The 21777-nt window shown below is 71.4% G+C and carries 16 protein-coding genes and 1 pseudogene; 10 read left to right on the forward strand and 7 right to left on the reverse strand.

Annotated features, from left to right (window positions below; all coding sequences use genetic code 11):
- Nucleotides 1-25: 25 nt before the first annotated feature.
- The 6 genes from speB to ABZ906_RS30100 all read left to right on the forward strand — a co-directional run bounded on the left by speB (nt 26) and on the right by ABZ906_RS30100 (nt 9831).
- On the forward strand, nt 26-1021 hold the full coding sequence (gene speB, locus ABZ906_RS30075) for an agmatinase (protein ID WP_361387935.1): 996 nt from the start codon (nt 26-28) through the stop codon (nt 1019-1021).
- Nucleotides 1018-2703 (forward strand): thiamine pyrophosphate-binding protein, encoded by a 1686-nt coding sequence (locus ABZ906_RS30080; protein ID WP_361387938.1) that lies wholly within the window; start codon nt 1018-1020, stop codon nt 2701-2703. Before speB ends, ABZ906_RS30080 begins: the two co-directional genes overlap by 4 nt.
- Before the next feature lie 228 nt (nt 2704-2931).
- Nucleotides 2932-3870 (forward strand): serine hydrolase, encoded by a 939-nt coding sequence (locus tag ABZ906_RS30085; RefSeq protein ID WP_361387941.1) that lies wholly within the window; start codon nt 2932-2934, stop codon nt 3868-3870.
- A 143-nt stretch (nt 3871-4013) separates the two neighbouring features.
- A complete protein-coding gene (locus ABZ906_RS30090; protein WP_361387944.1) occupies nt 4014-7751 on the forward strand; it encodes an ABC transporter ATP-binding protein in 3738 nt (1245 codons plus the stop codon).
- A 139-nt stretch (nt 7752-7890) separates the two neighbouring features.
- Entirely contained in the window at nt 7891-8286 is a 396-nt protein-coding gene (locus ABZ906_RS30095) for a hypothetical protein (protein ID WP_361186348.1), read from the forward strand.
- Nucleotides 8287-8412: 126 nt separating this feature from the next.
- Nucleotides 8413-9831 carry a S28 family serine protease gene (locus tag ABZ906_RS30100; RefSeq protein ID WP_361186346.1) on the forward strand — a complete coding sequence of 473 codons (1419 nt, stop codon included), beginning with the start codon at nt 8413-8415 and terminating at the stop codon, nt 9829-9831.
- 91 nt (nt 9832-9922) lie between these two features.
- On the opposite strand, the gene ABZ906_RS30105 is transcribed toward ABZ906_RS30100, so the two are convergent.
- The 3 genes from ABZ906_RS30105 to ABZ906_RS30115 all read right to left on the reverse strand — a co-directional run bounded on the left by ABZ906_RS30105 (nt 9923) and on the right by ABZ906_RS30115 (nt 13832).
- Nucleotides 9923-10546 (reverse strand): hypothetical protein, encoded by a 624-nt coding sequence (locus tag ABZ906_RS30105; RefSeq protein ID WP_361186343.1) that lies wholly within the window; start codon nt 10544-10546, stop codon nt 9923-9925.
- Between the two features lie 113 nt (nt 10547-10659).
- On the reverse strand, nt 10660-12489 hold the full coding sequence (locus ABZ906_RS30110) for a glycoside hydrolase family 3 protein (protein ID WP_361387947.1): 1830 nt from the start codon (nt 12487-12489) through the stop codon (nt 10660-10662).
- Nucleotides 12490-12911: 422 nt separating this feature from the next.
- Nucleotides 12912-13832, reverse strand: a complete 921-nt coding sequence (locus ABZ906_RS30115) for a LysR family transcriptional regulator (protein WP_361186338.1) — start codon at nt 13830-13832, stop codon at nt 12912-12914.
- A gap of 123 nt (nt 13833-13955) precedes the next feature.
- On the opposite strand from ABZ906_RS30115, the gene ABZ906_RS30120 reads away from it, so the two are divergent.
- The gene (locus tag ABZ906_RS30120) at nt 13956-15026 is read left to right on the forward strand and encodes an EamA family transporter (RefSeq protein WP_361387950.1); all 1071 of its coding nucleotides are present in this window, start codon (nt 13956-13958) and stop codon (nt 15024-15026) included.
- On the opposite strand, the pseudogene ABZ906_RS30125 reads toward ABZ906_RS30120, so the two are convergent.
- The 4 genes and pseudogenes from ABZ906_RS30125 to ABZ906_RS30140 form a co-directional block, all read right to left on the reverse strand.
- Nucleotides 14980-15696 (reverse strand): annotated as a pseudogene (locus ABZ906_RS30125) (sugar phosphate isomerase/epimerase family protein); the annotation flags it as partial. The gene ABZ906_RS30120 and the pseudogene ABZ906_RS30125 sit on opposite strands and share 47 nt — an antisense overlap.
- Before the next feature lie 10 nt (nt 15697-15706).
- Nucleotides 15707-16669, reverse strand: coding sequence for a bifunctional helix-turn-helix transcriptional regulator/GNAT family N-acetyltransferase (locus ABZ906_RS30130; RefSeq protein WP_361186334.1), 963 nt, complete (start codon nt 16667-16669; stop codon nt 15707-15709).
- A gap of 175 nt (nt 16670-16844) precedes the next feature.
- Nucleotides 16845-17342, reverse strand: coding sequence for a Uma2 family endonuclease (locus ABZ906_RS30135; protein WP_361387953.1), 498 nt, complete (start codon nt 17340-17342; stop codon nt 16845-16847).
- Between the two features lie 40 nt (nt 17343-17382).
- Entirely contained in the window at nt 17383-18450 is a 1068-nt protein-coding gene (locus tag ABZ906_RS30140) for a LacI family DNA-binding transcriptional regulator (RefSeq protein ID WP_361387956.1), read from the reverse strand.
- A 121-nt stretch (nt 18451-18571) separates the two neighbouring features.
- On the opposite strand from ABZ906_RS30140, the gene ABZ906_RS30145 reads away from it, so the two are divergent.
- Genes ABZ906_RS30145 through ABZ906_RS30155 form a run of 3 tightly spaced genes read left to right on the forward strand, consistent with a single transcriptional unit; the run spans nt 18572 to nt 21731 of the window.
- Nucleotides 18572-19738, forward strand: a complete 1167-nt coding sequence (locus ABZ906_RS30145; protein WP_361387959.1) for a Gfo/Idh/MocA family oxidoreductase — start codon at nt 18572-18574, stop codon at nt 19736-19738.
- A complete protein-coding gene (locus ABZ906_RS30150; RefSeq protein WP_361387962.1) occupies nt 19735-20892 on the forward strand; it encodes a dihydrodipicolinate synthase family protein in 1158 nt (385 codons plus the stop codon). Before ABZ906_RS30145 ends, ABZ906_RS30150 begins: the two co-directional genes overlap by 4 nt.
- Nucleotides 20889-21731 (forward strand): sugar phosphate isomerase/epimerase family protein, encoded by an 843-nt coding sequence (locus ABZ906_RS30155; RefSeq protein WP_361387965.1) that lies wholly within the window; start codon nt 20889-20891, stop codon nt 21729-21731. Before ABZ906_RS30150 ends, ABZ906_RS30155 begins: the two co-directional genes overlap by 4 nt.
- Nucleotides 21732-21777 lie beyond the last annotated feature (46 nt).

Below are 21777 nucleotides of genomic sequence, written 5' to 3' on the forward strand. Positions count from 1 at the left end.
TCGTACCAGCAGGAGGAAACCGACCATGAGCACCGCCGAGACCCCGACCCCCCGCGGCCCGGTCGACTCCTCCCGCATCCCCCGGTACGCGGGCCCGGCGACCTACGCCCGGCTGCCCCGCCTCGACGAGGTCGGCGGCAAGACGGACGTCGCCGTGGTCGGCGTGCCCTTCGACACCGGTGTCTCGTACCGCCCCGGCGCCCGCTTCGGCGGCAACGCGATCCGTGAGGCCTCGCGCCTCCTGCGTCCGTACAACCCCGCGCAGGACGCCTCGCCCTTCGCGCTCGCCCAGGTGGCGGACGCGGGCGACATAGCCGCGAACCCGTTCAACATCAACGAAGCGGTGGAGACCATCGAGGCCGCCGCCGACGACCTCCTCGGCTCCGGCGCCCGCATGATGACGCTCGGCGGCGACCACACGATCGCCCTGCCGCTGCTGCGCTCGGTCGCCAAGAAGCACGGCCCGGTCGCCCTGCTCCACTTCGACGCGCACCTGGACACCTGGGACACGTACTTCGGCGCGGAGTACACCCACGGCACGCCGTTCCGCCGGGCCGTCGAGGAGGGCATCCTCGACACCGAGGCGCTCTCCCACGTCGGCACCCGCGGCCCGCTCTACGGCAAGCAGGACCTCACGGACGACGAGAAGATGGGCTTCGGCATCGTCACCTCGGCGGACGTCTACCGCCGCGGCGCCGACGAGGTCGCCGACCAGCTGCGCCAGCGCATCGGCGACCGTCCGCTGTACATCTCCATCGACATCGACTGCCTGGACCCGGCCCACGCGCCCGGCACGGGCACCCCGGAGGCGGGTGGCATGACGTCGCGCGAGCTCCTGGAGATCCTGCGGGGGCTCTCCTCCTGCAACCTCGTCTCGGCCGACGTCGTCGAGGTCGCCCCCGCCTACGACCACGCGGAGATCACGGCCGTCGCCGCCTCGCACACCGCGTACGAGCTGACGACGATCATGTCCCGCCAGATCGCGGAGGCCCGGACCACCGAGGGGAGCGCGGCCAAGTGACGCACGACCACGACGTAGTACTGCGGCCCACGGACGCACAGCGGGACGCGGCCCTGAGCCCGCCCCCGGGGCGCAACGGCGGCGATCTCGTCGTGGAGACCCTCCAGGGCCTCGGCGCGACGACCGTCTTCGGCCTCCCCGGCCAGCACGCGCTCGGCATGTTCGACGCCCTGCGGCGCTCGTCCCTGTCGTACGTGGGCCTGCGCGTCGAGAACAACACGGGCTTCGCGGCCGACGCGTACGGCCGGATCACCGGTGAGGTGGCCCCCCTGCTGCTCTCCACCGGCCCCGGCGCGCTGACCTCGCTGGCCGCGCTCCAGGAGGCGGCGGCCGGTTCCTCGCCCGTGCTCGCGATCGGCAGCCAGATCCCGGTGGCGGGCCTCGGCGGCGGCCGGCACGGCTACCTCCACGAGCTGCGCGACCAGCAGGCGTCCTTCCGCGACATCGTGAAGTCCGTCCACACGGTCCGTACGGCCTCGCAGATCCCCTCCGCGATCGCCGCGGCCTGGGAGTCGGCGCTCACCGCCCCGCACGGCCCCGTGTGGGTGGAGATCCCGCAGGACGTCCTGCTCGCGGAGACGACCCTGCCCGTCGTCACGGCCATGGACGCCACCCCGGACGAGGTCGTCCCGCGCCCCGAGCTGACCGCGGTGGCGGCCGACCTGCTGTCCCGTGCCGAGCGCCCGGCGATCATCGCGGGCGGCGGAGTCGTGCGCTCGGACGCCTCCGGCAAGCTGCTCGCGCTCGCCGAGCTGGTGAACGCGCCCGTCGTCACGACCTTCGGCGGCAAGGGCGCCTTCCCCTGGGAGCACCCGCTGTCCCTCCAGTCGTGGCTGGAGGACCGGTACACCACGGACTTCCTGGAGGACGCGGACGTCCTCCTTGTGATCGGTTCCGGGCTCGGCGAGCTCTCCTCGAACTACCACACGTTCAAGCCGCGCGGCCGGGTCATCCAGATCGAGGCGGACGCCGGGAAGCTGGAGTCCAACCACCCGGCGCTCGGCATCCACGCGGACGCCCGCCTCGCGCTCTCCGCGCTCCTGGAGACGATCGACGCGCCCCGCGAGGACCCCACGGCCCCGGAGCGGGTCCGGACGGTCCTGGCCAAGGTCAAGGAGCGGATCGCCGCCCAGGAGCTCACCCTGGAGCAGCAGGTCCTCGCCTCGGTGCGCGAGGCCCTGCCGGACGCGGCGCCGTCCTTCTGGGACATGACGATCCTGGCGTACTGGGCCTGGTCCGCCTTCGACGCGCGGCGCCCGAACACGATGCACTCGGCGCAGGGCGCGGGCGGCCTCGGGTACGGCTTCCCGGCCGCCCTGGGCGCGGCGGCAGCCGACCCGACGAAGCCGGTCCTCGCCGTCTCGGGCGATGGCGGCGCGATGTACTCGATCGCGGAACTGGCCTCCGCCAAGCAGCACGACCTGCCCGTCACCTGGCTGATCGTGGACGACGGGGGATACGGAATCCTCCGCGAGTACATGTCCGAGGCCTTCGGCGAGCCCACGGCCACGGAGCTCTCGCGGCCCGACTTCGTCGCGCTCGCGGAGTCCTTCGGGGTGCCCGCCGTCCGTACGACTCCGGAGGCACTCCGCGACGACCTCGCGAAGGCGCTCGCGGCCCCCGGACCCTCCGTGGTGGTGCTCCCGGCGGTGCTGCGGATGTTCGAGCCGACGCACCTCTGAGCCCCGCCAGCTGTAGATAACTCCCGGCGTCACACGCTTCACGCGGTGTGACGCCGGGACTTTTCTGCGACCGGCCAGGCAACCGGCGTATTACAGATCGGTCATCTGTTCCCAAATTTGTGCAACCTCCTACTGGTGCCGGTGAGTCAAGAGGGGTGAGTGTGCCGGGGGGCGCGCTTGTACGGGCCCGGGGGGCCTCGTACGAACCCAAGGGGATGGGAAGACTCCATGAATCACCCGGTATCCGGGATATCCAGGCGTGCCCGCGTGCTCTCGGCGGGACTCGCCGCCGGGGTGCTCGTGCCGCTCGGCGCGGTCGCGACCGCCACGCCCGCGGCCGCCGCGGCGGCACCGCAGGTCACCTGCACCTCCGCGCAGAGCGGCCTGGCCGCCAAGCTCAAGAAGGACATCACGACGGCGCTCAAGAACCGCAAGGGCACCGTCGCGGTCGGCCTCCACGACCGCACCACGGGCACCACCTGCACCCTGCGCCCGACCACCTCGTTCGACTCGGCGAGCGTCGTCAAGGCGACAGTCCTCGCCACGCTCCTGTGGGACGCCCAGAAGACCGGCCGCGCGCTGACGTCCCGCGAGAAGACCCTCGCCACCGACATGATCACCAAGTCCGACAACAACGCCACCAGCACGCTCTGGCGCCAGCTCGGGGTGACCAAGGTGAAGGGCTTCCTCACGGCGGCCAAGATGACGAAGACCGTGCCGGGCTCCGGCGGCTACTGGGGCCTGACCCGGATCAACGTCACCGACGAGCAGAAGCTCCTCGCCCTGTTCACCGGCAAGAACACCGTCCTGACCGACGCCTCCCGCGCCTACGTCCTCAAACTGATGGGCAAGGTCGTCTCCTCGCAGCGCTGGGGCACCCCCGCGGGCGCGCCGTCCGGCGTCGCGATACACGTCAAGAACGGCTGGCTGCAGCGGTCCACCCACGGCTGGCGCGTGCACAGCATCGGCGCGTTCAAGGGCGGCGGCCACGACTACACGATCTCCGTGCTCACCCACGGCAACAGCACCATGAACTACGGCGTGGCCACCATCCAGGGCGTCGCCAAGGCCGTCCACAAGGACCTGGCGCCCAGGACCTCCGCGGCCGCCCGCTACACCCCGACGGTGACGCCGCGGGAGGCCTTCGTGTCCGTCCCCGGCAGCTGACGGGTTCCGACGGGGCCGGATGTTCGAGACCACCCACCTCCGGGTGGTCCTAGGACCTCCGGCCCGTCTTTGTTGCGGTGGGATGAAATTGTCCTCCCACCGCGTTGGGCCTCTCGGCAGGTCAGGTCGACGGGAGGCAGCACGTGGTGGAGCAACGGGGCGGAGTCGAGCCGGGGAAGTCCGGCTGGGCGAAACGGCTGACCGGGTACGCGTGGCGGTACCCGAAGGACGTCGTGCTCGCGCTCGGCTCCTCGCTCGGCGGCATGGCCGTCATGGCGCTCGTACCGCTCATCACCAAGGTGATCATCGACGATGTCATCGGCGACAAGACCCGCTCCATGGGCCCCTGGGCGGGCGCCCTCATCGGCGCCGCCGTCCTCGTCTACGTCTTCACCTACATCCGCCGCTACTACGGCGGCCGCCTCGCCCTCGACGTCCAGCACGACCTGCGCACCGAGATGTACGGGACGATCACCAGGCTCGACGGGCGCCGGCAGGACGAGCTGTCCACCGGACAGGTCGTCGGCCGCGCCACCAGCGACCTCCAGCTGATCCAGGGCCTGCTCTTCATGCTGCCGATGACCATCGGCAACATCCTGCTCTTCGTGATCTCCCTCGTGATCATGGCGTGGCTCTCCCTGCCGCTCACCCTCGTCGCGCTCGCCGTCGCCCCCGCCCTCTGGTTCATCGCCAAGCGCAGCCGCAGCAAGCTGCACCCCTCCACCTGGTACGCGCAGGCCCAGGCCGCCGCCGTGGCCGGAGTCGTGGACGGCTCCGTCTCCGGCGTACGCGTCGTGAAGGGGTTCGGCCAGGAGGAGCAGGAGACCGGGAAGCTCAGGGAGGTCGGCCGCAAGCTCTTCGCGGGCCGCCTGCGCACCATCCGCCTGAACTCCAAGTACACCCCCGCCCTCCAGGCCGTGCCCGCGCTCGGGCAGGTCGCGATGCTCGCGCTCGGCGGCTGGCTCGCGGTGCGCGGACAGATCACGCTCGGTACGTTCGTCGCCTTCTCCAGCTATCTCGCCCAGCTCGTCGGGCCCGTCCGCATGCTCGCCATGGTGCTCACCGTCGGCCAGCAGGCCCGCGCGGGCGCCGAGCGCGTCCTCGAGCTCATCGACACCGAGCCGACGCTCAAGGAGGGCACCAAGGAGCTGCCCGCCGACGCCCCGGCCACCGTCGAGTTCGACGACGTCTCCTTCGCCTACGAGGACAGCCGCCCCGTCCTGGACGGCCTCTCCTTCGAGATCAGGCCCGGCGAGACCCTCGCCGTCGTCGGCACGTCCGGCAGCGGCAAGTCCACCGTCTCGCTGCTGCTTCCCCGCTTCTACGACGTGACGCACGGCGCCGTCCTCATCGGCGGGCACGACGTGCGCGAGCTGACGGCCGACTCGCTGCGGGCCGCGATAGGCCTCGTGCCCGAGGACTCCTTCCTCTTCTCCGACACCATCCGCGCCAACATCGCCTACGGAAAGCCGGACGCCACCCCGGAGGAGATCGAGGCCGCGGCCCGCGCCGCCCAGGCCGACGGCTTCATAGCCGACCTGCCCGACGGGTACGACACCCCCGTCGGCGAACACGGGCTCACCCTCTCCGGCGGCCAGCGCCAGCGCGTGGCCCTGGCTCGCGCCATCCTCACCGACCCCCGCCTCCTCGTCCTCGACGACGCGACATCGGCGGTGGACGCACGCGTCGAGCACGAGATCCACGAGGCCCTGCGCGGCGTCATGGCGGGCCGCACGACCCTCCTCATCGCCCACCGCCGCTCCACCCTGAACCTCGCCGACCGCATCGCCGTACTCGACGGCGGAAAGCTCGCCGCGATCGGCACGCACGAGGAGCTGACCGAGGGCTCGGCGCTCTACCGGCGCCTGCTGACCGACCCGGAAGAGCTCGGTGGCGTATCGCCGGGACACGCGGTGCCGGTCGAGATTCCCGAGGACACCTCCGTACGCGCAGAACTCGACGCCGAGTTCGACGCCGAGCGCGGCATCACCCCGCAGCTCTGGGTCGGGGACCGGGAGCCCAAGGACACCGCGATGTCCGGGATGCCCGCGACACCCGAACTCCTTGCGCAGGTCGACGCGCTGCCCCCGGCCACCGACACCCCCGGCATCGACGAGGCCCGCGCGGTCACCCCGGAGGAGTCGTACGGCCTGCGCCGCCTGCTCGCCGGGTTCGGGAAGCCGCTGCTGCTGGCGCTGCTCCTGGTCGCGATCGACGCGGGCATGGGCCTGCTGCTCCCCGTACTGATCCGGCACGGCATCGACGAAGGCGTATCGCAGCTCGCGCTCGGCGCGGTGTGGGCGGCGTCCGGCCTCGCGCTGCTCGCCGTGCTCGTCCAGTGGACGGCGCAGATCGGCGAGACGCGGATGACCGGACGGACCGGCGAGCGGGTGCTCTACTCCCTCCGCCTCAAGATCTTCGCCCAGCTCCAGCGGCTCGGACTCGACTACTACGAGCGGGAGTTGACCGGGCGCATCATGACCCGGATGACGACCGACGTGGACGCCCTGTCCACCTTCCTGCAGACGGGCCTGGTCACCGCGTTCGTCTCCGTCGTCACCTTCTTCGGCATCATGGTCGCCCTGGTCGTCATCGACGTGCAGCTCGCGCTCGTCGTCTTCGCGACGCTGCCGCCGCTGATCATCGGCACGTTCTTCTTCCGCCGCTCCAGCGTCAAGGCGTACGAACTGGCCCGTGAGCGCGTCTCGGTGGTCAACGCCGACCTCCAGGAGTCCGTCGCCGGGCTGCGCATCGTGCAGGCCTTCCGGCGCGAGCGCTCGGGCCGCGAGAAGTTCACCGAGGGAAGCGCCGCCTACCGCAGCGCGCGCATCCGCGGACAGTGGCTGATCTCGATCTACTTCCCGTTCGTGCAGCTGCTCTCGGCGGTCGCCGCGGCGGCCGTCCTGATGGTCGGCGCGGGACGCGTGGAGGCAGGGACGCTGACCACCGGCGCCCTGGTCGCCTACCTCCTCTACATCGACCTGTTCTTCGCGCCCGTCCAGCAGCTCTCCCAGGTCTTCGACGGCTACCAGCAGGCCACCGTCTCGCTCGGCCGCATCCAGGAACTGCTCCGGGAGCCGACCTCGACCGAGGCAGCCGACGAACCCCTTGACGTCCTGTCCCTGCGCGGCGAGATCGCCTTCGAGGACGTCGACTTCGCCTACGGCTCCGACGACGAACCGGAAGAGGCGCTGAGCGACGTACGCCTGCGCATCCCCGCGGGCCAGACCGTCGCCTTCGTCGGCGAGACCGGCGCGGGCAAGTCGACCCTGGTCAAGCTCGTCGCCCGGTTCTACGACCCGACCGGCGGCCGCGTCACCGTCGACGGCACCGATCTGCGCTCCCTGGACCTCACCTCGTACCGCCACCGCCTCGGTGTCGTGCCGCAGGAGGCCTACCTCTTCGCGGGCACGGTGCGCGACGCGATCGCCTACGGGCGGCCCGAGGCCACCGACGCGCAGGTGGAGGCCGCGGCCCGCGCGGTCGGCGCGCACGACATGATCGCCACCCTGGACGGCGGCTACCTCCACGAGGTCTCCGAGCGCGGCCGCAACCTCTCCGCCGGCCAGCGCCAGCTGATCGCGCTGGCCCGCGCGGAGCTCGTCGACCCGGACATCCTGCTCCTCGACGAGGCGACCGCCGCGCTCGACCTCGCCACGGAAGCCCAGGTCAACCTCGCCACCGACCGCATCGCGGGCAAGCGCACCACGCTCGTCGTCGCCCACCGCCTCACCACCGCCGCCCGTGCGGACCGCGTGATCCTGATGGACCACGGGCGGGTCGCCGAGGACGGCACGCACGAGGAACTGCTCGCGCTCGACGGGCGGTACGCGACGCTGTGGCGGACGTTCGTGGGCGAGGCCGAGCCGTCCGCCGCGTAGTCCGCGGGGCACATCGGGTCGGTCCGCGGGACACCTTGGTCGACCCGTCGAACAAATCGGGGTCCTCGCGCAACCGGGGACCCCGTGGCCCGCGTCCGTACATCAGTACGCTGATGCGGAAGTGTCGGGAGGGAATCTGGTGAGCAGTGGTCGAATACGGCGGAGCCTTGCGCTCGGCGCCGCCGTCCTTGCGACTGCCGTCCTGCTCGGGGTCGCGGGCGCCGGTGCGGCGCAGGCACAGGCGCAGGCCGGGCGCTGTGCCGGGCACAAGGTGCGCACCCTCTCCTTCAGCACGGGCAAGGTCCTCGTCTACAAGAAGCGCGGCTACGTCTGCGCCGTCACCGTCGCCAAGCGCCCCGGCGCCCGCAAGACGATGTCGGTCAGCGTCCAGGCCCGCGGCAGCCGACCGGCCAGGGACAAGGGCAGCTACACGCATCACGCGGGCCCGGTGACGGTGCACGCGGGCCACCGGTGCGTGTGGGTGAAGGGGAAGGTGGGCGGGGGAAGCACCAGCTCGGGCTGGATCATGTGCTGAGGCGGATGCCCAGTTTGTGTCGTACTGAGACGTACTGCGTTCTAGTGTGACGCAAGAGCCCCTAGGCGTGAGCGAGTTGCTCCGATAAGTTCCGGCGGACGCAATCGCGAACTTAGGGGAGAGTGCATGCGCAAGGCGCTCAGATGGCTGCTGTCGCTAGTGGTGCTCATAGGCATAGGCACCGCGGGCACGGCGAGTGCGGCAGGGGCGGCCACCGCCGCGAAGCCGCAGGCCACGGACATCAAGGACCGGCTCCTGGCGATACCGGGCATGAGCCTGGTCGAGGAGAAGCCGTACACCGGCTACCGCTACTTCGTCCTCAACTACACCCAGCCGGTCGACCACCGGCACCCCTCCAAGGGCACCTTCAAGCAGCGCCTGACGGTCCTGCACAAGGACACCGCCCGCCCCACGGCCTTCTTCACCAGCGGCTACAACGTCTCGACGACGCCCAGCCGCAGTGAGCCGACGCGGATCATCGACGGCAACCAGGTCTCCATGGAGTACCGCTTCTTCACGCCGTCCCGCCCCGAGCCCGCCGACTGGTCCAAGCTCGACATCTGGCAGGCCGCGAGCGACCAGCACCGCATCTTCAAGGCGCTCAAGCCCGTCTACGACAAGAAGTGGGTGGCGACCGGCGGTTCGAAGGGCGGCATGACCGCCACGTACTACGAGCGCTTCTACCCGAAGGACATGGACGGCGTCGTCGCGTACGTCGCCCCGAACGACGTCGTGAACAAGGAGGACTCGCGCTACGACGAGTTCTTCAAGACGGTGGGCACCAAGGAGTGCCGCGCCAAGCTGGAGGCCGTGCAGCGCGAGGCGCTGGTGCGCCGTGAGCCGCTGGAGAAGAAGTACGCCGCGTTCGCCGCCGAGGGCAACTACACCTTCAAGACGGTCGGCAACCTGGACAAGGCGTACGAAGCCGTCGTACTCGACCTGGTGTGGGGCTTCTGGCAGTACCAGCCGGAGTCCGCGTGCGCGGACGTGCCGGACGCCAAGTCCGCCTCCGACCAGGCGATCTTCGACTACGTCGACCAGGTGGGCGGCTGGACCTCCTACACGGACCAGGGCCTGACCCCGTACACGCCGTACTACTACCAGGCCGGTACGCAGCTGGGCTCGCCCGACATCTCGCAGCCCTGGCTCGGCGACCTGAGCCGCTACGGCTACCAGCCGCCGCGCAACTTCGTGCCGCGTGACATCCCGATGAAGTTCAAGTCCGGCGCGATGGCGGACGTGGACCGCTGGGTGCGGCACAACGCGACGCGCATGCTCTACGTCTACGGCGAGAACGACCCGTGGGGCGCGGAGCCGTTCCGCCCCGCCAGGGGCGCGAAGCACGACTCCTACGTCTTCACCGCGCCGGGCGCCAACCACGGCGCGAACGTGGCCGGGCTCGTCCCCGCGGAGAAGGCCAAGGCCACGGAGCGCATCCAGGCCTGGGCCGGCGTCTCCACCTCGTCGTCCCCGAAGCCGCTGGCTCCGTACGACGCGAAGCTCGACCGCAAGGACCAGCAGAAGCAGCTGACCCTGCGCCCGTAACCGGGACCGCACCGTCGATCACCGGTTCCGCCGGGGCCGACCTCGCATGCCGGGCGGGCTGATTCGGTTCAGCCCGCCCGGCGTTTGCCGCTCACACCCGCACCGCGCACCCCACCGGCTTCCGGCCCTCCAGCGACACGTACAGCTCGGTGGCGGCAGGGCATTGGGCGCGCGAGGCCACCGCCACCGTCACCCGGTACTCCGGAGCCCTCGCGCCTGACCCGTCGCAGGCGGTCTCCCGCACCTCTCCGCGCCCCGCGCCGTACACGCAGTCCCCGACGACCGTCCGGGGCCCGCCCCCGGCACCGGGATCCCCGGGATGCGGCAGTTCGAGATTGCGCATGCACGCGTAGCCGCGGGGAACCGCCCCGTCCCCGTCCTCGTCCCCCGCGGGCCGCCCCTCGCTGATGTGGAGCACGAAGTCCGTGCGGGCCGGGCACGCGGGCCCCTCCGCGACCTTGCCGTCGTAGCGCGCGACGACCCGCGCCGCCGCCCGCTCGCTCGTGCACGGCACCTCCGTGAAGGTCTCGCGCCCCCGCGAACTGCACTCGTCCACGGCGAGGAACACGGCTCCGTACCCGGACGGGGACACCGGAGAGGATGGCTTACGGTCCGGCGTCTCCGATCCGGGCGCCGAGGACTTCTGGCAGCCGGCCACGCCGGCGGACACCGCGAAAAGCACGACCGCACACCTCAAGCCCAGCATGGCGCGCATGGCAAACCCCCCGATATGTGCACCCAGCGTGACCCGCAGGAGCGGGCGCACGCCAGGTGCGTGGGGTGCTTTGGGTCAGGTGGAGAGAGCGCGCCGGGGGCGCGGCGTACGGATCAGTACGTCAGGCCGTACCCGACCGGATACAGCACCTGCGCCGGATCGTCCGCCCGCTGCACCGGCACGGGCAGCTTCCCCCGGGGACGGACGCGCCCCGCGATCACCCGTACCGCGGCGCGCAGTTCGACGTCCGTCCAGCAGTACGCGGCAAGGGACGCGCCCACCCCCTGCAGATGCGCCACGTCGTACGGATTGCGGATCGCCACGGCGACGACCGGAACCCCCGTCGCCACCAGCGCCTCGACCAGGGCGATCTGCGCGCTGCCCGCCGTCACGTTGTACGTGCCCACGAGCACCGCGTCCTTCCCCGCGGCAGCCGCCACCGCCTCAGCGATCTTCGCGGCGGAGGGTGCCGTTCCCGTCGGAAGGACCGTCGGCGTGAAGCCGAGATCCGTCAGCTCCCGCCCGATGACCGTCGTCGGCGGCCCGGTCGTGCCGGAGGGCGACGCGGGGTCCGCGCCCACGACGAGCACGTCCCGCTGCGTACGCCGTGACAGCGGAAGCAGCTCGTCCTCGTTGAGCAGCAGCGTCGTCGTCTCGTCGGCGATCCGGTCGGCGGCGGTGAGATGCGCGCGCGTGCCCACGGTCCGGTCGACGCCGCGCGAGGTGACGTACGGGTCGGAGAACAGGTCGAGCTTCGCCTTGAGGCGCAGGATCCGCAGGATCGATTCGTCAAGGCGCGCCTCCGTCAACTCGCCGTCCCGCACCGCCTGGAGCACCGCGTTCCAGGCGATCTCCGGCTTCGGCGGGTTCAGGAGCTGGTCGACGCCCGCCTTCAGGGCAAGGACCGGGACGCGGTCGTCGCCGTACTTCGTGCGGACGCCCTGCATGCCGAGGGAGTCGGTCACCACGACGCCGTCGTAGCCGAGTTCCTCGCGCAGGATGCCGGTGAGGATGGGACGGGAGAGCGTGGCGGGGTCCTCGGCCGGGTCGAGCGCCGGGACCACGATGTGCGCGGTCATGATCGAGTCGATGCCCGCTGCCACCGCCGCCCGGAACGGCGGTGCGTCCAGGGTCTCCCACTGCTCACGGGTGTGGTGGATGTACGGCAGCTTGGAGTGGCTGTCGTCCTTGGTGTCGCCGTGCCCGGGGAAGTGCTTGGACGTCGACGCGATCTCCGTGCTCTGGTAGCCCTTGACCTGCGCGGCGACCAGATCGGCGACCGCTTCGGGGTCCGAGCCGAAGGACCGTACGCCGATGACGGGGTTGCCGGGATTGACGTTCACGTCGGCCACCGGGGCGTAGTTCTGCCGGATGCCGAGCGCGCGGAGTTCGGCGCCGGCGATGCGGGCCGCCTTGCGTGCGGTGGAGCGCGAGCCCGCGGCGCCCAGGGCCATCGCGCCGGGCAGGAGCGTGGCGGGGATGCCCACGCGGGCCACGGCGCCGTGCTCCTGGTCGGTGGAGATGAGCAGCGGGATGCGGGCGGTCGGCGAGTCCTCCGGGTCGAGGGCCGCGTGCTGGATGCCGTTCGAGAGGTCGGCGATCTGGTGCGGGGCGCGGGTGTTGTGGGCCCAGCCGAAGTAGATGATGCCGCCGAGGTGGTACTTGGCGACCGCCTCCGCGGCCGTACGGACGCCGAGTTCCTCGAGGTTGGAGTCGATGTCCGCCTGGTCGGGCTCCGTGGCGGAGTGGCCGTACACATGCATCACGAAGAGCTGGCCGACCTTCTCCTCGAGGCTCATGCGGGAGACGATCTCCCGCAGCTTCCGGTCGCGAGCGCGGTCGCCGCCGCCCGCCGCGTGGGCTGCGGAGGGCGCGGCGAGGGCCGTCGCCGCGACGGCCGTGGCGGTGAGCAGAGTACGTCTGGAGGCGTTGCGGTGGGACATGAGCGCTCCTTCGGAGACGGAAGCCGGACCGGAGCCGGACTGGGGAAACCGGCTGAAGGAAACTTTCCGAGTGTCACGGATATCCCGAAGATTTCTGCCGGTCAAGACAGTCGGCAGCCACTGTGCGGAGAGTCGGCGGTCACTGTGGAGGAGAGGGGCCGTCACCGGCGCTGGTGAAGGGGGGCGCACCGGTGACGGCATGCTGCCGGCCGCGGGCGGCAGAGAGGGTGGTCAGCGTTCGCAGCCAGCAGCGATGCCGACACCGCCGCGCGGAGACTCACCCGACAGCACGACATTTGGACGGTGGTGTCTGCACGTGGGTTCCCGGCGGAGGGCGATTTCCGGAAAGTGGTACGAGGGGGATTCCTGAGGCTCAGGAGGCCGTCTCGGGAGGGTGTCTCGGAGGGCGCCTCAGGAGGCCGTCAGGAGGCCGTCTCCCGGGGTGCGGCGGCGGGCCAGTGGGCCTGGAGCGTCCGGACCGTCTCGGCGATCGCGGGGCGCCGTGAAGCCCCCTGCCGCCACAGCGCGTAGAGCCGCCGCACCGGCAGCGGATCGAGCCGCACGGTGACCGCGCCCTCCGGGACCGGGCCGCGGCCGAGGCGGGGGATCAGGGCGATGCCGAGGCCCGCCGCGACCAGGGCGACCAGGGTGGGGTTCTCCTCGGCGTGGTGCGCGATGTCCGGCTCGCAGCCCGCCTCGCGCAGGGTGCGCACCAGCCACTCGTGGCAGACGAGCCCGGGCGGCTGGGTGATCCACCGCTCGCCCTTCAACTCCTCGCGGCGCACGGAATCACGCCCCGCGAGCCGGTGTCCGACGGGCACCACGAGATCGCAGAGGTCGTCGCCGATGACGGCCTGCCCGATGCCCGGCGGTGTCGGCAGCGGCGCGATGTCCCAGTCGTGCACCACGGCCATGTCCACCGCGCCCTTGGCCACCAGGTCGATGGAGAGATGCGGGTCGACCTCCGACATCCGGGCGTCGAGCGCGGGATGCCGCCGGGCGAGATCCGCGAGGACACCGGGCAGCAGACCGCGCGCGGCGGAGGCGAACGCGGCGATGGTCAGCCGCCCGGCGGGCAGCCCGCGCCGCTCCTCCAGCTCGGTCTCCGCGCGCTCGACGATCGCCATCAACTCCTGTGCGGTGGCCGCGAGATGGCGCGCCTCCTCGGTGAGCGCGACGCCCCTGCCCTGTCGTTCGAGGAGGGTGGTGCGGGTCTCGCGCTCCAGCTTGGCTATCTGCTGGGAGACGGCGGAGGGGGTGTAGCCGAGCGCCGTGGCGGCGGCGCCGACGGTGCCGTGCACGGAGACGGCGTGCAGGGCGCGGAGCCGGGCGAGATCGAGCACGGAAGGCCCTCCCCAATCGTCGGCGACGCCTCCGGGCGTCGCGCGATTCGTAAGCGTTGCTTCATCCCATGATGCAGAGATCCGCGCTGGTCCTACATGGTCGAGGCGGGTGATCCTCGACGCATGCGACCCGCTCATGTCCTTCTGGCCGTCCTCGTCGCCGCCGTGTGGGGCGCCAATTTCGTCGTCGTCGAGGTGGGCCTCGACCACTTCCCGCCGCTGCTCTTCTCCGCCCTGCGCTTCCTGGTCGCGGCGCTGCCCGCGGTCTTCTTCGTGGGGCCGCCGAAGGTCGCGTGGAAGTGGATCGCGGGGGTCGGACTCGTCCTCGGGGTGGCCAAGTTCGGGCTGCTGTTCATCGGCATGGACGCGGGGATGCCCGCCGGGGTCTCCTCGCTGGTGCTCCAGATCCAGGCGGTGTTCACGGCCCTCTTCGCCTTCGCGGTCCTCGGTGAACGGCCGGGGCGCGTACGCCTCGTCGGCATGGTCGTCGCCCTCGCGGGGATCGGCGTCGCGGCGGTCGACGAGGGGGAAGCGGGCCCGCTCACGGCCTTCGCGCTGCTGATCGGCGCCGCGGCCTGCTGGGGCATCTCGAACGTCCTGACCCGCAAGGCGGCCCCGCCCGACGCCCTCAACTTCATGGTGTGGGTGAGCACGGTCCCGGTGCTTCCGCTGCTCGCCCTCTCGCTGCTCTTCGAAGGGCCGTCCGCGGATCTCGCCGCCCTGCGCTCCCTGGACTGGCGGGGCGCGGGCATCATCGTCTACGTCGCGTGGATCACGACGGTCTTCGGCTTCGGCGCCTGGGGCTACCTGCTGCGCCGCCACCCCGCGTCGACCGTGGCGCCCTTCTCGCTCCTGGTCCCGGTGTTCGGGATGTCCGCCGCGGGGCTCTTCCTGGGCGAGTCGGTGAGCGGGCGCGGGTGGTGCGCGGCGGCGCTCCTGGTCGGCGGGGTGGGGCTGACGTCCCTTGCGGGTGCTGCCGGGCGTGGCGGCTCTGGTGTCGGGCGCGGCCGTTTCGGCGTAGGGCGTGGCGCTTTTGGTGCCAGGTGGGGCGCTCTTGGGGTCAGGCGGGGCGGTTCAGGAGCCGTGACAGGAAGTCCCGTCCCGGACCCAGGAGTTCCGGCAGCGGAGCCGCACCCTCGTACCACCGCTTCTCGTACTCCCAGCACAGCCAGCCGTCCCGGTGGTCACCGCTGAGCAGCGCGTCCACGCACTCGGCGAGCGGCAGCACGCCCTCGCCGAGCCCCAGCGGCGTCGTGTCGTCGGCCGACGCGATGTCCTTCACCTGTACGTAGCCGAGGTACGGGGAGAGGGCCGCGTGGCTCTCCGCGGGGGTCTCGCCGCCGAGCCAGGTGTGCATCACGTCCCACAGGGCGCCCGCGTGCCGGTGGCCGACCGCGCCGAGCACGCGGGTCGCCGCGGCGCCGGTGCGGTGCGAGTCGTGGGTCTCCAGGAGGATGCGTACGCCGAAGTCCGCGGCGTGCTCGGCCGCGGTGCCAAGGCGCCGGGCCGCCGTCGCGTCGGCCTCCTCCGCGCCCTGCTCGGTGCCGCCGCCGGGGAAGACGCGGATGAAGGGGGCGCCCAGGTCGCGGGCGAGGGTGAGCAGGGCCGTTATCTCGTCGAGCACGGGCTCGTCGTCGCCGGGCGCCGCCACGCGCGCGTACCCGGAGATGCCGAGGATCTCGACGCCCGCCGCCTTGAACTGGGCGGCCACGTCGGCCCGTTCGGCCAGGTCGATGCCGGGGTGGACCGGTTCCTCGGGGTGCGCGCGCAGCTCGACGCCGTGATAGCCGTGGGTGGTGGCCAGGTGCAGCACGTCGGCGACGGGGAGCCCGGGCACGCCGAGAGTGGAGAAGGCGAGTTTCATGACGCAGACCCTAGGGGGTGTCCGTACCGGTCAGGTGCAACTGCCAGTCCTGCCCCACCAGGTCGACGCCGAACGAGCGGTGCGGTTTCTCGTCGACGAGGACGAATCCGTGCCGCCGGTAGATGGCGCGGGCGGCGCCGAGGATGTCGTTGGTCCACAGGACCATCTCGCGGTAGCCCACGCCGCGGGCGAAATCGACGCAGGCGCGGACGAGTTGGTCCCCGATGCCGTGCCCCCGCGCGTCCGGCTCCACGAGCAGCAGCCGCAGCCGGGCGGTCCCCGGCGCCTCGTCGCGCACGCACATCACGCACCCCACGCGCCGCCCGTCGAGCTCGGCGATCCAGGTCCGCTCCAGATGGGGGTCGTGGTCCTGCGCGAAGTCGGCGACGATCCGGGCGACCAGGCCCTCGTAGTCGATGTTGAACCCGTACTCGGCGGCGTACAGGGCGGCGTTGCGCTCCACGATCCACCCGAGATCGCCCGGACCCGGCTCACGCAGGAAGGGACGCGGGGCCGCCGCCGCCCCGTCCCCGCCGGCGCTCAGGATCTCCCGCACGGTGCGCATCGCCTCCGCGAGGCGGGGCCGTTGGGCGGACGGGACGTCCGAGAGCAGCGAACCGACGGCCTCGCTTGACCGCTCGTCGAGCAGGGCGGCGGTCTCGCGCCCCCGCGCGGTGAGCGTGATGCGCTGGCGCCGCGGATCACGCGCGGAGGGCGCGCGCTCGACGATCCCGGCCTTCTCCAGCTTGCCGAGCAGCCGGCTCAGGTACCCGGCGTCCAGGGTGAGCTCGGCGCGCAGATCGGCGGCGTCCAGATGCCGCGCGTGATTGAGCTCGTACAGCACACGGGCCTCGGTGAGGGTGTACGGGACGTAGAGCTGGCGGCTGTAGTCGAGGGCGCCGATGAGGTTCGTGTAGAAACGGTTGAAGGCCCGGACCTCTTGAACGGGCCGGACGGCGGCGTCATGCGGCATCGCGAATCACTCCAGGGGGCATCCAGGCTACTTACCCTTGACTGAGTCAACGGTACGCCGAGTCGGCGCCCACGGCTATGCCTGCCGCACCGGGATCCGCCGGATCAGTCGAGGTCCCCGGCTTTCGGGAAACCGTCCGTCGTGATGGTGATGTCGCGCCCGTGCAGGGGCAGGATCAGATCCTGGCCGAAGGGGATCTTGCATCCTCGTAGCTCCCTGTCCTGTTCGGGCCGCGGTGGACGGTGCAGACGCCGTCCTCAGGGTCGATGACCACGTAGACGGGGATGCCGCATTCGGCGTAGAGACGGAACTTCTTGGCGAAGTCGTTGTCCCGGCTGCTCCGCGAGACCACCTCGATCACCGCCTCCAGGCTGTGCCATTCGAAGCGGCCCCGGCTGTTGCGTTCGGCGCCGGGGGCGATGATCGCGAGGTCGGGTGCGTAGCCGTATTGGCTTGACGGGAAGTCGATCATGACGTCCGACAGGACGGTGCCACGCCCGGCAAGCTGCTGATCGATCTGCGGGGCGGATGCGAGAACGACCGTCCACGGGTACTCACCGCGCGGCGTCATAATGATCTTCCCCTCCGTGATCTCGACGCGGTAGCCGCGGGGAAGGGTGACGCCGTCCAGTACGTCCCAGGCGCTGGGTGCGTTCATGACCATGGCTGCCATACGAGCCTCCGTTTCCGAGGAGGTCAACGCAGCCGAGAGCTCACCGACACGGCGGCGCAGTCGACCCCCGCACCATCAGCTCCGCGGCGATCGTCGCCACGCCGCCGGGCGGGGCCTCCTCCGCGCCCGTGGCGAGGCGACCCGCGCGGGCGCCCGCCTCGTACAGCGGCAGTCGTACGGTCGTCAGGGCGGGGACGGCGTCCACCGAGAAGGGCAGGTCGTCGAAGCCCGCCACCGAGATGTCCTCGGGGATGCGCAGGCCGCGGTCGCGCAGGGCGGCCGCCGCGCCCAGGGCGACGGTGTCGTTGGCGGCCACGATCGCGGTCAGGTCGGGCGCGCGGCGCAGGAGTTCGAGGGTGGCGTCGTAGCCGGACGCGCGGGTGTAGGGGCCGTGGACGGTCAGTTCGTCCTGGTCACCGCCCCCGGTGGCCCCGGCGCCCGACGCCGCAAGCGCGTCCCGGTGCCCTTCGAGCCGGTGCCGGGTGGTCGTGCGCTCCACCGGTCCCGCCACGTACCCGATCCTGCGGTGCCCCAGCGCCAGCAGGTGCTCCGTGAGCCGCCGCCCGCCGCTGCGGTTGTCGAAGGTGAGCGTGGCCACCGCCGCTTCCGAGTCCTCCAGGGGCGGCCGCCCGCAGAGCACGATCCGGGTCCCCGCGTCCGCCAGGCGGGCCAGCTTCGCGGACATCGCGGCGGCGTGGGCGGGGTCCTCCAGGGCGCCGCCGGTCAGGACGAGCGCGGCGGCGCGTTGGCGCTGGAGCAGGGTCAGATAGGTCAGCTCGCGCTCCGGGGAGCCGCCGGTGTTGCACACCACGGCCATCCGCTCGCCGCCGGCCCGCCCGCCGGGACCGCCGATCTCGGACTGGACGGCGCCCGCCATGATCCCGAAGAAGGGGTCGGCGATGTCGTTCACGAGGATGCCGACCAGGTCGGAGGTGGCCGCGGCGAGCGAACTCGCGGGCCCGTTGAGGACGTAGTCGAGATCGTCCACGGCCTTGAGGACGCGCTCCCTGGTGGCCGCCGCCACGGGGTAGTTGCCGTTCAGCACGCGGGAGACGGTCGCGGGGGAGACCTGGGCGCGGGCCGCCACATCCGACAGGGTCACGGTCATCTCGTCGTCCTCCGGTCACGGCTCTGGTCCGAAGCCCTTGTCCGAACCTTGTGCGGCAGGCTAGCTTCTTCTTGGATAGAAAGCGCTTGCTATCCGCTTACCTGCGTACGGAGGGACCCCTGTGACTCGCAAGACGGTGCGCATCGCCATGAACGGTGTGACGGGACGGATGGGCTACCGCCAGCACCTCGTCCGCTCGCTGCTCGCCCTGCGCGAGCAGGGCGGGCTGCCCCTCGGCGACGCCGAGGGCACGGTGCTGTGGCCCGAGCCGGTCCTGGTGGGCCGCAGAGAACACGCACTGCGGGAGATCGCCCGGCGCCACGGGCTCGACGCCGAAACGAGCGTCTCGACCGACCTGGACGCCGTGCTCGCCGACCCGACCATCGACATCTACTTCGACGCGCAGGTCACGTCGGCCCGCGAGGAGGCCATCAAGCGGGCCATCGCGGCGGGCAAGCACATCTACACGGAGAAGCCGTCCGCGACCGGCCTCGACGGCGCCCTGGAACTCGCCCAACTGGCCAAGGACGCCGGCATCAAGCACGGCGTCGTCCAGGACAAGCTCTTTCTGCCGGGACTGCTCAAGCTGAAGCGCCTGATCGACGGCGGCTTCTTCGGCAAGATCCTGTCCGTCCGCGGCGAGTTCGGCTACTGGGTCTTCGAGGGCGACTGGCAGAGCGCCCAGCGCCCCTCCTGGAACTACCGCTCGGAGGACGGCGGCGGCATCGTGGTCGACATGTTCCCGCACTGGGAGTACGTGCTGCACGAACTGTTCGGCCGCGTACGCAGCGTGCAGGCACTGGCCGCGACCCACGTACCGCAGCGCTGGGACGAGCAGGACAAGCCCTACGACGCCACGGCGGACGACGCCGCGTACGGCATCTTCGAGCTCGAAGGCGGCGCGATCGCGCAGATCAACTCCTCCTGGACGGTCCGCGTGAACCGCGACGAACTGGTCGAGTTCCAGGTGGACGGCACCGAGGGCTCGGCGGTCGCCGGCCTGCGCAACTGCCGCGTGCAGCACCGCGCCGCCACCCCCAAGCCGGTCTGGAACCCGGACCTGCCCGTCACCCACTCCTTCCGCGACGACTGGCAGGAGGTCCCCGACAACCAGGAGTTCGACAACGGCTTCAAGGCGCAGTGGGAACTGTTCCTGAAGCACGTGTACGCGGACGCGCCCTACCACTGGGACCTGCACGCGGGCGCACGCGGCGTGCAACTCGCGGAACTGGGTCTGAAGTCCTCGGCGGAGGGCCGCCGCATCGAGGTGCCGGAGATCGCACAGTGACGCTCCTGCTCCCGCGCGCGGACGGCACCACGCGCCCGTACGAACCCCGCGAAGCCCCCGCGCGCCCGGCGCCCGGCAGCTCCCCTCTCACCTCCCGCACGGTCTTCTCGGCGGCGCACGTCGTCGCCGACCCGTACGCCGACGTCTCCCCGGACTCCCCGGCGGCCGTCGACTGGGACGCGACCCTCGCCTTCCGCCGCCACCTGTGGGCGCAGGGCCTGGGCGTGGCCGAGGCGATGGACACCGCCCAGCGGGGCATGGGCCTCGACTGGAAGGGCGCGGCGGAACTGATCACGCGTTCGGCGGCGGAGGCGAAGTCGGTGGGCGGCGCGATCGCCTGCGGCGTAGGCACGGACCAACTCACTCACCCGGCCGACCTCCCGACGGTCCTCTCCGCCTACGAGGAACAGCTGACCCTGGTCGAGTCGAGCGGCGCGCAGGTGATCCTGATGGCGTCGAGGGCGCTCGCCGCGGCTGCTACGACACCGGACGACTACCTGGAGACGTACGGGCACCTCCTGCGCCAGGCGAGCGAGCCGGTGATCCTGCACTGGCTCGGCCCGATGTTCGACCCGGCGCTCACCGGCTACTGGGGAAGCGAGGACCTGGACGAGGCGACCGAGACGTTCCTGGAGGTCATCTCCGCGCACCCGGACAAGGTCGACGGCATCAAGATCTCCCTGCTCGATCCGGGCCGCGAGATCGCCCTGCGCCGCCGCCTCCCGAGGGGCGTGCGCTGCTACACCGGCGACGACTTCAACTACCCCGAGCTGATCGAGGGCGACGAACAGGGCTTCAGCCACGCCCTCCTCGGCATCTTCGACCCGCTGGCTCCACTGGCGGCAGAGGCGGTACGGCTCCTGGACACGGGCGACACGAAGGCGTTCCGCGCCACCCTCGACCCCACGGTCGAACTCTCCCGCCACCTCTTCCAGACGCCCACCCGCTTCTACAAGACCGGGGTGGTCTTCCTGGCCTGGCTCGCGGGCCACCAGAGCCACTTCACGATGGTGGGCGGCTTCCAGTCGGCACGCTCGCTGCCGCACTTCTGCCGGGCGTACGAACTCGCCGACGCCCTGGGTCTGTTCCCGGACCCCGCTCTGGCCGAGTCCCGCATGAAATCCCTGCTCACGGTGTACGGAGTCCAGCAATGAGCAACGACGGCGAGGGCCTGGCGCGCTTCTCCATCAACCAGATGACGGTCAAGCAGCTTTCGCTCCCGGAACTGGTCGCCGCATGCACGCAATTGGGCGTCCCCGGGGTGGGCCTGTGGCGAGAGCCGGTCCAGTCCCACGGCCTGGAGGCAACCGCGAAACTGATGCGCGACGCGGGCCTGACGGTCACCACGCTCTGCCGGGGCGGCTTCCTCACGGCGATCGATCCGCACGCGCGCGTGCGGGCCATCGATGACAACAAGGCGGCGATCGACGAGGCGGCGACGCTGGGTACGGACACGTTGGTCCTGGTCTCGGGCGGCCTCCCTGAGGGCAGCAAGGACCTCCACGGCGCACGTTCCCGCATCGCGGACGCGCTCTCGGACCTGGCCCCGTACGCAGCGTCCCGCGGCGTCCGTCTGGCCATCGAACCCCTCCACCCCATGTTCGCCTCGGACCGCTGCGTGGTCTCCACGCTGGCCCAGGCGCTGGACCTGGCGGAGCAGTTTCCGGCCTCGCAGGTCGGGGTCTGCGTGGACACGTACCACGTGTGGTGGGACGACAGGGCTCCCGCGCAGATCGACCGCGCGGGACGCGGCGGCCGCCTCCACGCCTTCCAACTGGCCGACTGGATCACCCCGCTCCCCGAGGGCGTTCTCAACGGCCGCGGCCAGCTGGGGGAGGGCTCCATCGACCTCCGCGCATGGCGCTCCCTGGCGGAGAAGGCGGGCTACGGCGGCCCCATAGAGGTCGAACTCTTCAACGACACCCTGTGGACCCACCCCGGCGTTCGACTCCTCACGGAAACAACCCGCAGCTACATGCAACACGCCTGCTAGCCCGAAGAATGGCTGGATTGCAGGAAAGTCCCGTGAAGGACACCGC

Origin of the sequence: Streptomyces sp. NPDC046925, assembly GCF_040644915.1 — a bacterium.
Lineage (GTDB): Bacteria > Actinomycetota > Actinomycetes > Streptomycetales > Streptomycetaceae > Streptomyces.

What these genes read in the sequence shown, in the direction of transcription:
- ABZ906_RS30155 (WP_361387965.1), top strand. Translation starts at nt 20,889, where the DNA reads ATGAGCAACGACGGCGAGGGCCTGGCGCGCTTCTCCATCAACCAGATG.
- ABZ906_RS30130 (WP_361186334.1), bottom strand. Translation starts at nt 16,669, where the DNA reads ATGCCGCATGACGCCGCCGTCCGGCCCGTTCAAGAGGTCCGGGCCTTC.
- ABZ906_RS30110 (WP_361387947.1), bottom strand. Translation starts at nt 12,489, where the DNA reads ATGTCCCACCGCAACGCCTCCAGACGTACTCTGCTCACCGCCACGGCC.
- ABZ906_RS30100 (WP_361186346.1), top strand. Translation starts at nt 8,413, where the DNA reads ATGCGCAAGGCGCTCAGATGGCTGCTGTCGCTAGTGGTGCTCATAGGC.
- ABZ906_RS30085 (WP_361387941.1), top strand. Translation starts at nt 2,932, where the DNA reads ATGAATCACCCGGTATCCGGGATATCCAGGCGTGCCCGCGTGCTCTCG.
- ABZ906_RS30140 (WP_361387956.1), bottom strand. Translation starts at nt 18,450, where the DNA reads ATGACCGTGACCCTGTCGGATGTGGCGGCCCGCGCCCAGGTCTCCCCC.
- ABZ906_RS30120 (WP_361387950.1), top strand. Translation starts at nt 13,956, where the DNA reads ATGCGACCCGCTCATGTCCTTCTGGCCGTCCTCGTCGCCGCCGTGTGG.
- ABZ906_RS30105 (WP_361186343.1), bottom strand. Translation starts at nt 10,546, where the DNA reads ATGCGCGCCATGCTGGGCTTGAGGTGTGCGGTCGTGCTTTTCGCGGTG.
- ABZ906_RS30135 (WP_361387953.1), bottom strand. Translation starts at nt 17,342, where the DNA reads ATGGCAGCCATGGTCATGAACGCACCCAGCGCCTGGGACGTACTGGAC.
- speB (WP_361387935.1), top strand. Translation starts at nt 26, where the DNA reads ATGAGCACCGCCGAGACCCCGACCCCCCGCGGCCCGGTCGACTCCTCC.